This is a genomic window from Tenacibaculum sp. IMCC1 (genome assembly GCF_054906355.1).
In genome coordinates this window covers 2,273,219-2,289,845 of the sequence record NZ_CM142818.1, presented here as the reverse complement: position 1 = coordinate 2,289,845, position 16,627 = coordinate 2,273,219, and the positions used below count along the sequence as shown (strand labels likewise).

Below are 16,627 nucleotides of genomic sequence, written 5' to 3'. Positions count from 1 at the left end.
TTTTGTCGAAAATACAAAATCTTTACCCTAAACCTAGTTTTTCTTCTATATCATATTCTCTAATAACCTCTCTATCCGACGCAGCTACTTCTAACCATTCTGTAAAATTTTTCACCTTGTAATGTAAACATCCATCCATATAATAAGCTAATGACCATTCATTATCCTTTCTCTCTTCATGAGTTAACCAACACCATGCTCCTCCGTTTGAGTCTCCTATCATTAAAGAAAGTAAACTTTCTGTCATAATCTTCTCCTCTCCTAAATAAACAAATTCGTTTAAAGTTTTATTGTAATCGTATTCTTTATAAAAGCCTCCATTTTGGATGCTATCTATATTTTGTACAAAAACCCAATGGCCTCCATCTCCAAAATATTTCAGAAATAGTTTATATGACTTTGGGAGTTTTAGATTTAACTTCTCTTCAATCATTTTAATTTCTTCATCAGTTAATGTTTTTCCAACATTCTCATGATAATGGTAGTTTTCTAATAACCTAACTATACTTTTAGAAATAGGATGATTGTAATCAGTAGAATTCCTAAATTTATCTAGCAAACTTTTTGCTTTACTCCTAACAGCTTTTTTCTTTTCTATTTTATCTGAATCAATTCTGTTATTCTTTCTTAAAATAGCAACAGCGGCGGAAAAAATGCCAAGAATTATAAAATATTTTATCTCCATAGACCTCTAAAATACTAAAAAAGAGAAGCCTATCGACTTCTCTTTATCACTTTTAATTTAATTCTAGCTTAAGATCCACACATTAAACAATCGTCTGGTCCTTCTGCATTTTTAGAAGCTTCAACCATCGCTTTGAATTCATCTGTACTCATTGGCTTGTCTTCTTCCTTCTTTTCTATATTTAATGTAAACTGCTTCGCATTTACAGCAGATTTGGTACGTAAATAATACATTCCTGTTTTTAATCCAGATTTCCATGCGTAGAAGTGCATTGAGGTTAACTTCGCATAATCAGGATCTTGCATAAATAAGTTTAACGATTGAGATTGATCGATAAAGTATCCTCTATGACGTGCCATATCGATAATATCTTTCATACTCATTTCCCAAACGGTTTTGTATAAATCTTTTAAGTTTTGTGGAATAGCATCAATATGTTGAATTGATCCGTTGGCACGCATAATATCTTCCTTCATATCATTATCCCATAAACCTAACTCTACTAAATCTTCTAATAAATGTTTATTTACTACGATAAACTCTCCTGATAATACTCTACGTGTGTAGATATTAGAAGTATATGGTTCAAAAGCTTCATTGTTTCCTAAAATTTGAGAAGTAGATGCTGTAGGCATTGGTGCTACTAATAGTGAGTTACGGACTCCGTGTTTTTTGACATTTTTACGTAATTTTTCCCAATCCCAACGGCCACTCAATTCTTCATCTTTAATTCCCCACATATTGTGTTGGAATTCTCCTTCTGACATTGGTGAACCTTTAAAAGTAGAATAAGCTCCTTTTGCCTTAGCAACTTCCATTGATGAGGTTACAGCTGCAAAATATAATGTCTCAAAAATTTCTTGGTTAAGCTTCTTCGCTTCTTCTGAAGTAAACGGTAAACGTAACATAATAAAAGCATCAGCTAACCCTTGAATTCCTAATCCTACTGGACGGTGACGGAAATTAGAGTTTTCTGCTTCTTTTACAGGATAATAGTTACGATCAATTACTGTATCTAAATTACGGATTACTTTTTTCGTTACTTTAAATAACTTTTGATGATCGAAGAACTTATTTCCGTTTTCATCTTCTGCAACAAACATTGGTATTGCTATTGATGCTAAATTACATACTGCTACTTCATCTTCAGCAGTATACTCCATAATCTCAGTACATAAATTTGAAGAACGAATCGTTCCTAAATTCTTTTGATTTGACTTACGGTTTGCTGCATCTTTATACAACATGTACGGAGTACCTGTTTCTATTTGTGATTCTAAGATTTTCTCCCATAAATCACGTGCTTTAATAGTTTTTCTTCCTTTCCCAGCAGCTTCATAACTTGTATACAAACGCTCAAACTCTTCACCATAAGTGTCGTATAAATGAGGGCACTCATGTGGACACATTAACGTCCAGTCAGCATCTTCTTGCACACGCTTCATGAATAAGTCTGAAATCCACATTGCATAGAATAAATCACGCGCACGCATTTCTTCTTTACCGTGGTTTTTCTTCAGGTCTAAAAAGTCAAAAATATCTGCATGCCAAGGCTCTAAATACATTGCAAAAGACCCCTTACGTTTTCCTCCTCCTTGATCTACATAGCGTGCTGTATCATTAAATACGCGTAACATAGGTACAATTCCGTTTGATGTTCCGTTAGTACCTGCAATATAACTTCCCGTAGCACGGATATTGTGAATAGATAAACCTATACCTCCTGCAGATTGTGAAATTTTAGCTGTCTGTTTTAAAGTATCATAAATTCCATCAATACTATCGTCTTGCATTTGTAGCAAGAAACAAGATGACATTTGTGGTTTTGGCGTACCTGAGTTAAATAATGTTGGTGTTGCATGGGTAAAATATTTTTTACTCATCAATTCGTATGTAGCAATTGCCTCGTCAATATCTTCTTTGTGAATACCTATCGCAACACGCATTAACATTTGTTGTGGACGTTCAACAATGTTTCCGTTTAACTTTAATAAATAAGAACGTTCTAATGTTTTAAAACCAAAATAATCGTAATTAAAATCACGACTGTAGATAATTGTTGAATCTAATTTATCGGCATTATTCATGATAATTTTGTACACATCATCTGCTAGTAAAGGAGCTTTATTTCCTGTACGTGGATTGATATATTCGTACAAATCGGTCATTGTTTCCGAAAACGATTTTTTGGTATTCTTATGTAAGTTAGATACGGCAATTCTCGCTGCTAATTTCGCATAATCAGGATGAGCAGTTGTCATTGTCGCAGCAATTTCTGCTGCTAAGTTATCTAATTCAGAAGTAGTTACCCCATCATACAGTCCTTCAATAACACGCATTGCTACTTTTACTGGATCAACTATATTGTTTAATCCATAACACATTTTTCTAACCCTTGCTGTGATTTTATCGAACATCACAGGCTCTTTTCTGCCGTCTCTTTTTACTACATACATATTGATATTGGTTTTTGTTGGTTAATAGCGTCGTCAAAACATAGTTGTTTATGACAACATGTAAAATGTTAATACTAGTTTGTTTCTTTTGAAACGATTATAACGCTAAAGCACTGAAAAAACTGCTCTAGCTGAGTAATACTGCATGTAGGGGAAATAGCAGCTTATTGGTTCCTAAAAATCTGCATCAAAGCTGATGCTTCCTGTACCTCCAGATTTTACTCCGGCTTTTTGGTACTCTGATACTCTTTTTTCAAAGAAGTTAGTTTTTCCTTCCAAAGAAATCATTTCCATGAAATCAAATGGATTGGTAGACTCATACTCTTTTTCGCATCCGAATTCTAAAAGTAGTCTATCGGTAACATATTCTAAATACTGAGTCATTAACGTTGCATTCATACCTATTAAACTCACAGGTAAAGATTCCGTTATAAATTCTCTTTCAATATCTAAAGCTGAGATAATAATATCTCTTATTCTTTCTTTTGGAACTTTGTTTACTAAGTGATTGTTGTGTAAGTGTACAGCAAAATCACAATGCATACCCTCATCACGAGAAATTAACTCGTTTGAGAATGTTAACCCAGGTAATAACCCACGTTTCTTTAACCAGAAAATTGAACAGAAAGAACCTGAAAAGAAAATTCCTTCAACTGCGGCAAAAGCGATTAAACGCTCAGCAAACGAATCAGATTCAATCCATTTTAAAGCCCAATCTGCTTTCTTTTTAATTGCTGGAAAAACTTCAATTGCCTTGAATAACCTATCTTTCTCTTCTTCATCCTTTATATATGTATCAATTAATAATGAATACGTTTCTGAATGAATATTTTCCATCATGATTTGGAAACCATAAAAGAATTTTGCTTCTGAGTATTGAACTTCGTTTACAAAGTTTTCTGCTAAATTTTCATTTACAATTCCATCAGATGCAGCAAAAAATGCTAAAACATGCTTAATAAAGTAACGCTCATCGTCTGTTAGTTTAGTGTTCCAGTCTGTTAAGTCTGAATGTAAATCAATTTCTTCAGCAGTCCAAAAACAAGCTTGTTGCTTTTTATACCATTCCCATAAGTCATTATGTTGAATTGGAAAAATTACAAATCTGTCTTTGTTTTCTTGTAAAATTGGTTCAATCGATGCCATGCTTTTTAAGCTCTTTTTAGTGTGTTATTTTTATTCCCTGAGTACAGAAACAAAGATTGGAAAAATTGCTATATTTTGAAAGCTATACTTATTCACAAATCCCTTGAAGTTTTTAACAAAACACTTTTTTTTCTTCAATTTACAATATTTTTTACATTTTACAAAAACCTACAAATCAAATACTTAAAATTAAAAAAAATGCTTGACAAGTGATACTCACTGAGTTTCTTATTTTGTGTTTAAACATAAAAAAAGTGACACTTTTTGCGCCACTTTTTAAACCTTTGTATTCTTCTTTTTTAGGTTATTTTTTAACCTTTAAAACATCCTCTATTATTTGTTCAATTTGTTTTTTTGGTAATGCTCCATGAGCCATTTGAGGTTCATCGTTAGCAGGACAAAATAACATAGAAGGAATACTTCTTATTCCAAAAGCAGCAGCTAATTCTTGTTCTGCTTCTGTATCTATTTTATAAATATGAATTTTCCCTTCATACTCTGCACTTAATTCTTCCAAAACAGGAGCTAATGCTTTACATGGTCCACACCAATCAGCATAAAAATCAATTATTGCAGGTAATTCTCCTTCAAACTTCCATTCTTTATTTTCTTCATAATTAAAAACCTTTTTTAAAAAAGCTTCTTTGTTTAAATTTTCAGTCATGCTTATTGTATTATAATTACGTAAAGGTAGTCGTTTTTATTTCAATAGATTTACAAAGCTGTTTTTGTTAAAATCATCTTAAAATAAATGACTATGAGTGTTTTTCTTCTAACTTTGGTCTAATTAACCAATTTTTTAATCATGAGAAAAATCCTTCTTCCCATTATTTGTGCAGGAACAATTTTAGTTTCTTGTAAAGAAGAAAAGCAATCTAAAAAAAATATTAGTGTGAACTATCCAGAAACAACTAAAAAGCCTGTTGTAGATGAATATTTTGGTACTAAAGTAACTGATAACTATCGTTGGTTAGAAGACGATAGAAGTACCGAAACTGAAGCTTGGGTAAAAGCTGAAAATGAAGTTACTTTCGATTACTTAGACAAAATTCCATATCGTAAACAGTTAAAAGACCGTTTATCTGAATTATGGAACTATGAAAAAGTAGGAACTCCATTTAAAGAAGGTGATTACACCTATTTTTATAAAAACAATGGATTACAAAACCAATATGTTCTATACAGAAAAGATAAAGAGGGTAAAGAAGAAGTTTTCTTAGATCCTAATACGTTTGCTGAAGATGGAACTACATCGTTAGGTTCAGTAAGCTTTACCAAAGACGGAAAAACTGTAGCCTATGCAATCTCTGAAGGAGGAAGTGATTGGAGAAAGGTTATTATAATGGATGCTGAAACCAAAGAAATTAAAGAAGATACTTTAGTTGATGTAAAATTTTCTGGAATAGCTTGGAAAGGAAACGAAGGTTTTTACTATTCTAGTTATGACAAACCTAAAGGAAGTGAATTATCTGCTAAAACAGATCAACATAAATTATACTTCCATAAGTTAGGAACTCCTCAAAGTTCCGATGAAGTTATTTTTGGGGCTACTCCAGAAGAAAAACACCGTTATGTTGGTGGATATTTAACAGAAGACAACAAATATCTATTAATTTCTGCTTCAACCTCAACTTCTGGAAACAAGTTATTTATTAAAGATTTAACAAACCCTAATAGTAAATTAACACCTATCATTGACAATTTTGATAGTGATACTGGTGTAATAGACAGTAGAGGAAGTAAGTTATACTTAGTAACCAACTTGAATGCTCCTAATAAGAAAATTGTTACTGTAGATGCTGCAAACCCAACTCCAGAAAACTGGGTAGATTTTATTCCTGAAACTGAAAATGTATTATCTCCATCAACAGGAGCTGGATACTTCTTTGCAAAATATATGGTAGATGCTGTTTCTAAAGTATTACAATATGATTTTGACGGAAAATTAATCAGAGAAGTAAAATTACCAGGCGTAGGTTCTGCAGGTGGTTTTGGAGGAAAAACTGATGCAAAAGAATTATACTTTTCTTTTACCAATTATAACACTCCTAGTTCTTCATATAAGTTCAACCCAGAAGATGGAACTTATGAACTATACTGGAAACCTGCTATTTCGTTCAACGCAGATGAGTATGAAAGCAAGCAAGTATTCTACACGTCAAAAGATGGAACAAAAGTTCCTATGATTATTACCTATAAAAAAGGATTAGAGTTAAACGGTAAAAATCCAACTATTTTATATGGTTATGGCGGATTCAATGTAAGCTTAACTCCTAGCTTTAGTATTGCCAATGCGGTTTGGATGGAACAAGGTGGTGTATATGCTGTACCAAACTTACGTGGTGGTGGTGAATATGGTAAAAAATGGCACGATGCAGGTACACAGTTAAAAAAGCAAAATGTTTTTGACGATTTTATTGCTGCTGCTGAATACCTAATTAAAGAAAACTATACTTCATCTGATTACTTAGCTATTAGAGGAGGATCAAACGGAGGTTTATTAGTAGGAGCTACGATGACACAACGTCCTGATTTAATGAAGGTAGCTTTACCTGCAGTAGGCGTGTTAGATATGTTACGTTACCACACATTTACAGCTGGAGCAGGTTGGGCGTATGACTACGGAACTTCTGAACAAAGCAAAGAAATGTTTGAATACTTAAAAGGATATTCACCAGTACACAATGTAAAAGAAGGTACTCAATATCCTGCAACTATGGTAACCACAGGAGACCATGATGATCGTGTAGTACCAGCTCATAGTTTTAAGTTTGCTGCTGAATTACAAGAGAAACAACAAGGAGACAACCCTGTATTAATTAGAATTGAAACCAATGCGGGTCATGGAGCTGGAACTCCTGTAGCAAAAACTATTGAGCAGTATGCTGATATTTTTGGATTTACTTTATTTAACATGGGATTTGAAACATTACCAAATGCTCCAAAATCGAAAATAAAAAGTTAAAACTGTAACATTTTTATAAAAACAGACTCTTATTAGAGTAAATTTACTACCTCGGGACAAAATCTCGAGGTAGTTTGTTAAAATTAAGATTCATTCAAAAAACATTAAAAATGAAAACCATTCACAAAATGCTGTTTACTACTGCCGTTGCTTCTTTAGGAGTTATTGCATGTAAAACAGATAAAAAGCCTGAAGAAAAAGTACAGGCAATTGTTTTAGAAAACATGGATACTTCGGTTAAACCTACCGATGATTTCTTTAGATATGTTAACGGTTCTTGGATTGATAACACTGAAATTCCTGCTGACGAAACTTCTTGGGGAGGATTTAATCAATTAAGAAAAACCACTACCAAAGATGTATTAGCTATCTTAAACAAGGCTATTGAAGAAGGTAACTTCCCAAAAATAAAAGATGCTGAAGGAAACGAAATAGATTCTGATCAAGAAAAAGCGGTAAACTACTACGAAACCATCATGGATACCGTAGCTAGAAATAAAGCAGGTAAAGCACCTGTACAACCTTTTCTTCAAAAAATTGAAGAAATTAAAGACTTAAACGACGTACAAACTTTCATTACCAATATGGCTCCTTATGGGGGTGCTGGTTTTTATGGTTTTGGAGTGTTTAACGACCTTAAGAACAGTAGTATGAATGCGGGTTACATGGGAGCTGGCGGACTTGGTTTATCAAGAGATTACTACGTAGATGAAAAGGTAAAAGACAAGCTTGAAAAATATGAGGTGTTTGTAGCTAAAATGTTACAAGAATTTGGTGATGATGAAGCTACAGCTAAAAAGAATGCAGCAACTATTGTTGCTTTTGAAAAGAGTTTAGCTGAACCTAGAATGACAAAAGAAGAGCGTAGAGATACACGTAAAATTTACAACCCAATGACTCTTGCTGAATTAGCTGAATTGGCTCCTGTAATTGATTGGGAAGCTCATTTAAAAGGAATTGGTGTTGATCTTGAAGGATTAGATGGTTCTAAAGGTCTTGAAAAGATTATTGTTACAGATCCAGGATATTTCAAAGCAATGAATGAAGTACTTAAAAATAGTCCTATTGAAACAGTTAAATTATCATTACGTTGGAATGCTATTAACAACTCATTAGGTTTATTATCTACTGATTTAGAAAAAGCTAACTGGGAATTCTACAGTAAAGAAATGCGTGGAGCTAAACAACAACGTCCAAGAGACGAACGTGCTTTAGCTAATTTAAATGGAGCTATTGGCGAAGCTTTAGGTAAGTTATATGTAGATGAGAAATTTCCACCAGAAGCGAAGCAAAAAGCTAAGGAAATGATTGATAACGTAATGTTAGGTTTTGAAAAACGTATTGCGCAATTACCTTGGATGAGTGCTGAAACTAAAGAAAAAGCTTTAGAAAAATTACACAAATTAACTGTTAAAATTGCATATCCTGATAAATGGAAAGACTACTCAACTTTACTTGTTAAAGGATTAGATGAGGGAGGTACTTATTTTGACAACGCCGTTAATGTTCGTAAGTGGAACTTTGAAAAAGATATGGCCAAGTTAGGTAAAGAAGTAGATAGAACTGAGTGGGGAATGTCTCCTCAAACTGTTAACGCTTATTTTAATCCTGTAAACAACGAAATCGTATTCCCAGCAGCAATTTTACAACCTCCTTTCTATAACTACAAAGCTGATGAAGCTGTAAACTATGGAGGAATTGGAGCAGTTATTGGTCACGAAATTTCACATAGTTTTGATGATTCTGGAGCTCGTTTTGACGGTGACGGAAACTTAAAAAACTGGTGGACAGAAGAAGATTCAGAAAAGTTCAAAGAAGCAGGAAGCAAATTAATAAAGCAATTTAGTGATATTGTTGCAATTGATAGTATGAACTTAAATGGTGAGTTTACTTTAGGTGAAAATATTGGTGATTTAGGTGGTGTACAAGCTGCTTATGAAGGATTACAAATTTTCTTAGAAAAGAATGGTCGTCCAGAAAAAATTGACGGATTTACTCCTGAACAACGTTTCTTTCTTTCTTGGGGAACTATTTGGAGAACTAAAATGCGTGATGAAGCATTAAAAAACCGTATCATGACTGATACACACGCTCCTGGAATGTACAGAGCTTATATGCCTCTTAAAAACGTAGATGCTTTTTATGAAGCATTTGATGTTAAAGAAGGAGACAAAATGTACTTAAAACCAGAAGATCGTGTAAGAATTTGGTAAATTCAATTAAAAAATAAGTACCTTTAAACCAGTGTATATACACTGGTTTTTTGTTTTCCAAAAATTAACAACAAGTTTTGTATATTCCAAAAAATAGTAAGTAATTCGCCCTCCTTAATTTTTAATAGAATGAGACTAATTGGAAGGATTGAAAAAATATCCTTTTTAAACTGGGAAATAGAAGATTTACCTGTAAAAATTGATACAGGAGCCTATACTTCTGCAATACATTGTAAGCATATTGAAGAAAAAGACGGAGTGTTAGAGTTTATATTACTCTGCCCAAAAACAGAAAAATATAATAATAAACTGCTCCAAACAACAAAGTATAAAGTTAAAAGCATAAGAAGTTCAAACGGAAAGAAACAAAAAAGATATGTTGTTTCTACCTCCGCTATTTTTTATGGTAAAAAATATAAAATAAAACTATCACTATCAGATAGAGGTAAAATGAATTATCCAGTATTAATTGGTAGAAAATTTTTAAACAAAAAATTTATTGTGGACGTTTCACAAAAAAACATCACATCAAAAGAAATATAAAAAATGAAAATTGTTGTTCTTTCTAGAAACCCTAAATTATATTCAACCAAACGCTTAGTAGAAGCAGGCGAAAAAAGAGGACATGAAATGGTCGTATTAGACCATACCAAATGTGATCTTATTATCGAAAAAAGAAAGCCTGCGATAGTATACAACCATGAGCTTGTAACCGATGTTGACGCTATTATTCCTCGTATTGGTGCTTCAGTTACTTTTTATGGTACCGCAGTTGTACGTCAATTCGAAATGATGAAAGTATTTTCTGCTGTAGAGTCTCAAGCTTTGGTACGCTCTAGAGATAAACTAAGTAGTTTACAAGTACTTTCAAGAGCAAATTTAGGGCTTCCAAAAACGGTTTTCACCAATTATTCAAAAGACACTTCAGAAATTATAAAAAAAGTAGGTGGAGCTCCTTTAATTGTTAAACTTTTAGAAGGAACGCAAGGCTTAGGTGTTGTGTTAGCAGAAACCAAAAAAGCCGCAGAATCTGTTATAGAAGCTTTTAATGGTTTGCAAGCTCGTGTAATAGTTCAAGAATATATTAAAGAAGCTAAAGGTGCTGATATTCGTGTTTTTGTGGTAGATGGTGTTGTTGTTGGAGCTATGAAGCGTCAAGGAAAAGAAGGTGAATTTAGATCCAACCTACATAGGGGAGGAACTTCAGAAATTATAGAATTAACTGATGAAGAAGAAAATGCTGCTTTAAAAGCTGTAAAAGCAATGAAATTAGGTATCGCCGGTGTAGACATGTTACAGTCTGATAGAGGTCCTTTGATTTTAGAAGTTAATTCTTCTCCTGGTTTAGAGGGCATTGAAAAAGCCACTGGAAAAGATATAGCAAAAAGTATTATACGTTACGTAGAAAGAAGTGCTTAAAATCAAAACCGACATTATTTAATGTCGGTTTTGATTTAATATTTAATCTGCTAATTCCATACAGTTAAATCCTTTTTCTTTTACTTTATTTATAATGTCAGCTTCTGTTATAATATCAGTTGCCTCTATTCTTAAAACATTATCAACATCTTCAAGATCAATAGATATATTAATTATATTATTATCTTTATTAAATAACTGACGTATAGAATCTTCTTTTTTCTTTGTGTCAATATCGGTTCCATAGATAAATAGTTTCATAACTCAATGGTTTTTATTCTTGTTCCGTTTCTTTATTTAATTTGTCTACATATTTTTGATAAGCTTCACTGCCTTCTTCTTTCCAAAACCTATCATAATGTTCCCATTCTGAAAACTTTCCTTTACAGTTCTTTTCATAATGTGATTTGAACTTGTGTTTTCTTCTTTTGTTAGAATATTTCTTTGATTTATGTTTTCCTCCACATTCACTAGAAGAAAATAAAATTTTAGCTAAAATAAATAACCCTACTGCTTGCCAGTAGTTAATAACTGGTAATCCAAAAATATCTGGCATAAGGTTATTCCAAAGCCACATAATTGCATATCCAAAAAGTATTGCAAGCATTAAAACTGCAATTATTCCGAATATTATTCTTCCTACAAATATTCCTGGAGATTCTCCATCTCTTCTTTCTTTAAACAAATTTTCCATCTTTTATTTTTATTTTTTGTTTTCAATTTTTCTAAGTAATATTCCTAATGCTCGATGTCTTCTTGACATTAATGTTCCAACAGGTACTTTAAGTTCCTCCGATAGTTCATTGTATGTGTACCCTTCAAAATCAATAGCTATAATTATTTCTTTATATACAGGTTTAAGGTTCATTATTCTTAATTCTAGTTCCTTTTTCATTACTTCAGAGTACGTATTATCAGGAGTACCATATAAAACCTCTGTAAATTCAATCAGTTTTATTTCATCAATATCTGAAGCTGAAGCTTCGTATTTCTTTCTTCTTAAATTATCAATGATTTTATTTTTTAGAGACCTGTAAACAAAGCTAGCTACATTGTTTATAGGTGAATTTCCATTAACTCCAGAAAACAATTTTAAAGCAACTTCTTGAATAATATCTTCTGCATCTTGATGAATACTTTGTTTAATTTTAGTTCCAACATAAGACTTAAGGGCACCATATTCTTTATCAAAAAAGGCTTTTAATTTCTTTTTATTTTCCGTTTCTTGGTTCATTTATAGGCTTTCTTTGAGCTCCTCAATTATAAAGACGTACTTTTTATTTTCTATTGCATTTTTTTTAAAAAACTCTTCATACCATTTATAACAAATATACTTAGAGCTAATTTTTAAAAAAGAAGACTATTTAAAGAGAAACTTGGAATGAAAAATCTTGTTTATAATTTATCTTAAACCTTTATGTATTTTTGCAACCATGCTACAAGTAAATAATATTTCATTCACTTATCCATCTAAAGAAAAAACCTTAGAAAACATCCATTTTACACTTCAAAAAGGTGAGCACTTGTATGTAATGGGTGAAAGCGGTTGTGGAAAATCTACACTTTTAAAAATTGTATATGGTTTACTAGATGTTGATAAAGGGAACTTATATTGGAATGATATTCAAATTTTAGGACCTGAACATCATTTAGTTCCTGGAATGGAATTTTTTAAATATGTAGCGCAAGATTTTGACTTAATGCCTTTCACATCTGTAAGTGAAAATATTAAAAAGTTCCTGTCGCGATTTTACCCTAAAGAAGCTGAAGAAAGAACACAAGAACTTCTTGATGTTATTGAAATGACTGAATTAGCGAACGAAAAAGTTAAAAACTTAAGTGGTGGACAGCAACAAAGAGTAGCTATTGCTAGAGCGTTGGCTAAAGAACCAGAATTATTATTGTTAGACGAACCTTTCAGTCAAATAGACAACTTTAAAAAGAACTCATTAAGAAGACGATTGTTTGCTTATTTAAAAAAGAAAAATATTGCCTGTATTGTTGCTACGCACGATGGAAATGATGCTCTTTCTTTTGCTGATACCATGATGGTAATCCGCAACAACCAAATCATTGCGCATGACAGTCCAGCAAACTTATATAGAACCCCAAAAGAAAAGTATGTTGCTTCTTTATTTGATGATGTAAACGAACTCACCATAAATAAACAAACATTATTACTATATCCTAACTTACTTGAGATTACCAAAAAACCATCAAAACTAGAAGGAACTGTATTGAAATCTTATTTTAAGGGGGGGTATTGGCTAATAGAAGTTGCTTATAACAACCAATCCATTTTTATAAACCACTTTGAAAATATTGAGCATAAAAAAACAGTCTCATTTAAGTTAAAAGAGACTGTTTAAACCAATAATAACTATCTCAATAATTATTACTCAACTATCTTAAAATAAATTATTTTTCTAAAAAAATACACCCTTACCATCTTAAACACCAAAAGATAAAAGTGTATTATAGCTTCTTTTTCTGTTCTGGTTATAACAACCTTTCCTGCATGTAAAACAAGTTATTTTTGTTTTACCCTACTTTTTCTTAAAAAATTTCTCTAATGACACTTTTTAATCCATTGAACTCAAAAGATTCTCCTTCCTTTTTACCTAAAATTAACTTTCCTATGGGTGAAGATGGAGATATTGCAAAGTATTTTTTATTTTCAAAAGTTAACAATCCTACACTCACACTAATGAAATAGTTTATAGTTGAGGTGGTTATAACTACACTGCCTAAATGAGCAATTTTTGAAGTTGTATCTGTATTAATTTTAGCAAGTGTTTCTTTCATTTGAGAAACTCCGCTAAGTTGCTGACTCGCTTTTTCCATTTCTAACTGTAACATTGCCCTACCGGTTTCATGTTTATCTCCTGCAGAACTTTTTGTTTCAGATTGTAATGCTTTTTGATGAGAAGAAATTGTTTCTTCTACAGTTTGTAAACGTTTATTTACATACAACTCACATTGTTTGTATAGTTCTTCTTTAATATTCATTTCTTACTTTTCTAAGTAATACTAATTTACAAGTTGTGCTAACTCTTTTCCTACTAAACTTCCTATAGCAACTCCCATTCCTCCTAATCGTACACCACAAAACACATTATTTGAAAGCTGTTTTACAATCGCTTTTTTCTGATTTCCAACCCCCATAATTCCACTCCAGCGATGTTCTATTTCAACTTTAGTATTCGGTAAAATTGTTGTTTTTAAAATTTCTTCTAATTTGTTTTGAATAAGCAATGTTTGTCCAAACTCATCAGTTTCTTCACCTTTAAAATCCAAATTTCTTCCTCCTCCAAACAAAATTCTATTATCAATATTTCTAAAATAATAATATCCTTTATCTAGGTGAAAAGTTCCTTTTATATGTAAATTTTCAATCGGTTTCGTAATTAATACCTGTGCTCGTGCAGGTTGTACATTTTCTTTCAATAATTTATTTGCAAATCCGTTGGTAGCAATGAATAATTTTTTAGTAGTAAACTCAATCTGATTAGTTTTTACTTCTACTTCATCGTTGTTTTCTATAAATTCTTTAACTTGAATATTATTGATAATTTTTATTCCTGAAGACAATGTCTTTTTTAACAAATTAGCCGCCATTTTACCAGTATCTATTTGCCCTTCAAACTGGTTGGTTATATATTGTTGATGAATATTTTGAAACCCAAACTTGTTATCATCAACCGAAAAAACATCCTTAGAAAACAACGGCTTTAAAAGCTCATTTATCGATGTTTTTTGCTCTAAACACGATTCGTGTAATTCTGTTGTTAAGAACAATTCATATCCTTTATTTTGTTGAAAATCTATGTTTTTATCGCCCAATGTGGTGCGTAAAAGCTGTAAACCTTGCCAACGTTTTTTTACCAAGCTAAAAACCTCTTCTTCGGTATGTGTATTTAAATCATCTATCAGTTCAGATAAACTTCCAAAACAAGCAAAACCTGCATTTTTAGTGCTGGCTCCTTGTGGTAACACTCCTTTTTCTAAAACTAGAATTTTTGCCTTGGGGTATTTTTCTCTTAATTGTAATGCACAATTTAACCCCACAATTCCACTTCCTACTACAGTAAAATCAACATTTGTAAACCACTCTTTTAGTTCCCAGTAACTGAAATTCAACTTCATATAAATCTGATTATATTTGTGACTTGGCACACTCCTTGAATGTCTAAATTTAAACATTAAAAAACAACTCTATGAAATTAATTGGAATCTTAATTTTAGCTCTAAGCTTTACTAAATGCGCAAGTGTAAAAATGGAGAACAATCATCCTTTCAAAATAGAATCTGCAAGTTATTCTCATGTAACAGGAGGTGTAAAAGGTAGTTATAACTCTACTAACTTGATTATTAATTTTACTGCTGAGAAGCCAGTTGACTTTCAAAAAGTATATTTTCAAAATAGGATTACCAAAGCTGTTGTTGAGCAACATAACGATAAACAATACATTGCTGCTCGTTATAAAACCTCATCTAATGAGTTAAATGATCTTATTTTACATGCTGACCCAAAAAAAGAGTTTGGTAACACTCCTGCAGAAGAATTTCCTTTTGAATTAAAAGAAAATGAAGCAATGGTTTCTTATATTATTGAAGGGAAAACACACTACGTTAAAATAGAAAACATTATAAAAAAAGATAAGGTCTTTATGCAATAAAAACCTTAGTATAGAATAACTTTAAACACCTCAAAAAAAGAGGTGTTTTTTATTTTTGGCACGTAATTTGAAAACCTATAAGCATAACCATAAAATGAATGCTTATGAAACGTATAAAATTACTTTTAATACTACTTATTGGTGGTGTAACACTTACGTCATGTGTTGTAAGAAATGAAATTGTAGATGATGGTTTTTCTTTAAACGAATATATTTCAAGTTATGATTTATGGTATGTAGATTATCACAGAACAACTGGTAGTGGCGAAGTTCCTTTTTTATCAAGAGCTTTTACTATTTCTTTTTTAAACGGAACCATGTATGCAAATAATAATATTGTTGATATTGGTAAAACAGGAAATGGTTTAGGTATAGCTGTTGGTAACTATAGTACATACGGAACAATTTTAGAAACGCGTCATGATATAGATGGATATTTTGAATTTGATGTAGTACAACTTTCTAATAACGAAATTAGAATTGATGATTTATCACAAAATGTAAGTTATTATCTAGTAGGGTATCAAACAGATACATTTGATTATAACATGTTGTTTTATGAAAATATTGAGTATTTCTTACAAGAATTTAAAGCTTGGGAAAGAACTGATGAAACTGGAGGTACTCCAAATCCTTTTGATAACGAGCATTATCTAAAATTTACTCATAAAAATGATGTGACATTCTATTCATCACATGACCCTTTTGGCACAAATGTTGATTATATAAACTGGGATTTTGAAGGAAGTTATATTGTTAGAAATGTTATAGGAGAAAACAATCTAAAATATTTAACACTTAATTATGATAACGGAGATACTGAAGAGTTTGATTTAACCGTTATAAATGACGAAACAATACGATTAAAGCACGTAAGTTCAAGAACAACATATATTTTTTCTGGTATAGAATTTATCCAGTATTTAAAAGCAGAAAAAACAAGTACTACAAAACCAGCTGTAAGGAGTAGCGGTAGAAAACGTACTAAAATAGAAAGAGAAACAGTTCCTAAAAGGAAATAAAAATAAAGTTTGGTTAGTTGATTTTTGGTTGGTGTAGTAGCC

The 16,627-nt window shown here is 31.7% G+C and carries 16 protein-coding genes; 7 read left to right on the top strand and 9 right to left on the bottom strand.

Going from position 1 to position 16,627, the window contains the following annotated elements:
• Positions 1–22: 22 nt before the first annotated feature.
• The 4 genes from ACXIHB_RS10710 to trxA all read right to left on the bottom strand — a co-directional run bounded on the left by ACXIHB_RS10710 (position 23) and on the right by trxA (position 4,951).
• Positions 23–685, bottom strand: a complete 663-nt coding sequence (locus tag ACXIHB_RS10710; RefSeq protein WP_173361112.1) for an SMI1/KNR4 family protein — start codon at positions 683–685, stop codon at positions 23–25.
• Between the two features lie 68 nt (positions 686–753).
• Complete coding sequence (locus ACXIHB_RS10705; RefSeq protein ID WP_173361113.1) at positions 754–3,141, bottom strand: ribonucleoside-diphosphate reductase subunit alpha; 2,388 nt, start codon at positions 3,139–3,141, stop codon at positions 754–756.
• A gap of 174 nt (positions 3,142–3,315) precedes the next feature.
• Positions 3,316–4,287, bottom strand: a complete 972-nt coding sequence (locus ACXIHB_RS10700; RefSeq protein ID WP_047788089.1) for a ribonucleotide-diphosphate reductase subunit beta — start codon at positions 4,285–4,287, stop codon at positions 3,316–3,318.
• Between the two features lie 304 nt (positions 4,288–4,591).
• A complete protein-coding gene (gene trxA / locus ACXIHB_RS10695; protein WP_462098223.1) occupies positions 4,592–4,951 on the bottom strand; it encodes a thioredoxin in 360 nt (119 codons plus the stop codon).
• Between the two features lie 141 nt (positions 4,952–5,092).
• Between trxA and ACXIHB_RS10690 the strand changes: the two genes are divergently transcribed.
• From ACXIHB_RS10690 to rimK, 4 genes are all read left to right on the top strand, one after another.
• Positions 5,093–7,252 (top strand): prolyl oligopeptidase family serine peptidase, encoded by a 2,160-nt coding sequence (locus tag ACXIHB_RS10690; RefSeq protein ID WP_073182376.1) that lies wholly within the window; start codon positions 5,093–5,095, stop codon positions 7,250–7,252.
• 110 nt (positions 7,253–7,362) lie between these two features.
• Positions 7,363–9,465 carry a M13 family metallopeptidase gene (locus ACXIHB_RS10685; RefSeq protein ID WP_159488739.1) on the top strand — a complete coding sequence of 701 codons (2,103 nt, stop codon included), beginning with the start codon at positions 7,363–7,365 and terminating at the stop codon, positions 9,463–9,465.
• A 129-nt stretch (positions 9,466–9,594) separates the two neighbouring features.
• Positions 9,595–10,008 (top strand): ATP-dependent zinc protease family protein, encoded by a 414-nt coding sequence (locus ACXIHB_RS10680; RefSeq protein WP_047788093.1) that lies wholly within the window; start codon positions 9,595–9,597, stop codon positions 10,006–10,008.
• A gap of 3 nt (positions 10,009–10,011) precedes the next feature.
• The gene (gene rimK, locus ACXIHB_RS10675) at positions 10,012–10,884 is read left to right on the top strand and encodes a 30S ribosomal protein S6--L-glutamate ligase (RefSeq protein ID WP_047788094.1); all 873 of its coding nucleotides are present in this window, start codon (positions 10,012–10,014) and stop codon (positions 10,882–10,884) included.
• 42 nt (positions 10,885–10,926) lie between these two features.
• On the opposite strand, the gene ACXIHB_RS10670 is transcribed toward rimK, so the two are convergent.
• Genes ACXIHB_RS10670 through ACXIHB_RS10660 form a run of 3 tightly spaced genes read right to left on the bottom strand, consistent with a single transcriptional unit; the run spans position 10,927 to position 12,118 of the window.
• Entirely contained in the window at positions 10,927–11,145 is a 219-nt protein-coding gene (locus ACXIHB_RS10670) for a hypothetical protein (RefSeq protein WP_047788095.1), read from the bottom strand.
• Positions 11,146–11,158: 13 nt separating this feature from the next.
• Positions 11,159–11,578: a hypothetical protein gene (locus ACXIHB_RS10665; RefSeq protein WP_073182380.1), complete on the bottom strand. Its 420-nt coding sequence runs from the start codon at positions 11,576–11,578 to the stop codon at positions 11,159–11,161.
• A gap of 9 nt (positions 11,579–11,587) precedes the next feature.
• Complete coding sequence (locus ACXIHB_RS10660; protein ID WP_047788096.1) at positions 11,588–12,118, bottom strand: RNA polymerase sigma factor; 531 nt, start codon at positions 12,116–12,118, stop codon at positions 11,588–11,590.
• Between the two features lie 199 nt (positions 12,119–12,317).
• Between ACXIHB_RS10660 and ACXIHB_RS10655 the strand changes: the two genes are divergently transcribed.
• Entirely contained in the window at positions 12,318–13,253 is a 936-nt protein-coding gene (locus ACXIHB_RS10655) for an ABC transporter ATP-binding protein (protein WP_462098222.1), read from the top strand.
• Positions 13,254–13,440: 187 nt separating this feature from the next.
• Here ACXIHB_RS10655 and ACXIHB_RS10650 read toward each other — a convergent pair whose 3' ends face one another.
• Together ACXIHB_RS10650 and ACXIHB_RS10645 are read right to left on the bottom strand one after the other, a co-directional pair.
• Entirely contained in the window at positions 13,441–13,893 is a 453-nt protein-coding gene (locus ACXIHB_RS10650) for a GreA/GreB family elongation factor (RefSeq protein WP_159610623.1), read from the bottom strand.
• 21 nt (positions 13,894–13,914) lie between these two features.
• On the bottom strand, positions 13,915–15,024 hold the full coding sequence (locus ACXIHB_RS10645) for an NAD(P)/FAD-dependent oxidoreductase (RefSeq protein WP_462099338.1): 1,110 nt from the start codon (positions 15,022–15,024) through the stop codon (positions 13,915–13,917).
• A gap of 77 nt (positions 15,025–15,101) precedes the next feature.
• Between ACXIHB_RS10645 and ACXIHB_RS10640 the strand changes: the two genes are divergently transcribed.
• Positions 15,102–15,563 (top strand): hypothetical protein, encoded by a 462-nt coding sequence (locus ACXIHB_RS10640; RefSeq protein WP_159488740.1) that lies wholly within the window; start codon positions 15,102–15,104, stop codon positions 15,561–15,563.
• Positions 15,564–15,667: 104 nt separating this feature from the next.
• Positions 15,668–16,585 carry a hypothetical protein gene (locus tag ACXIHB_RS10635; RefSeq protein ID WP_253679220.1) on the top strand — a complete coding sequence of 306 codons (918 nt, stop codon included), beginning with the start codon at positions 15,668–15,670 and terminating at the stop codon, positions 16,583–16,585.
• The last annotated feature ends 42 nt before the right edge of the window (positions 16,586–16,627 follow it).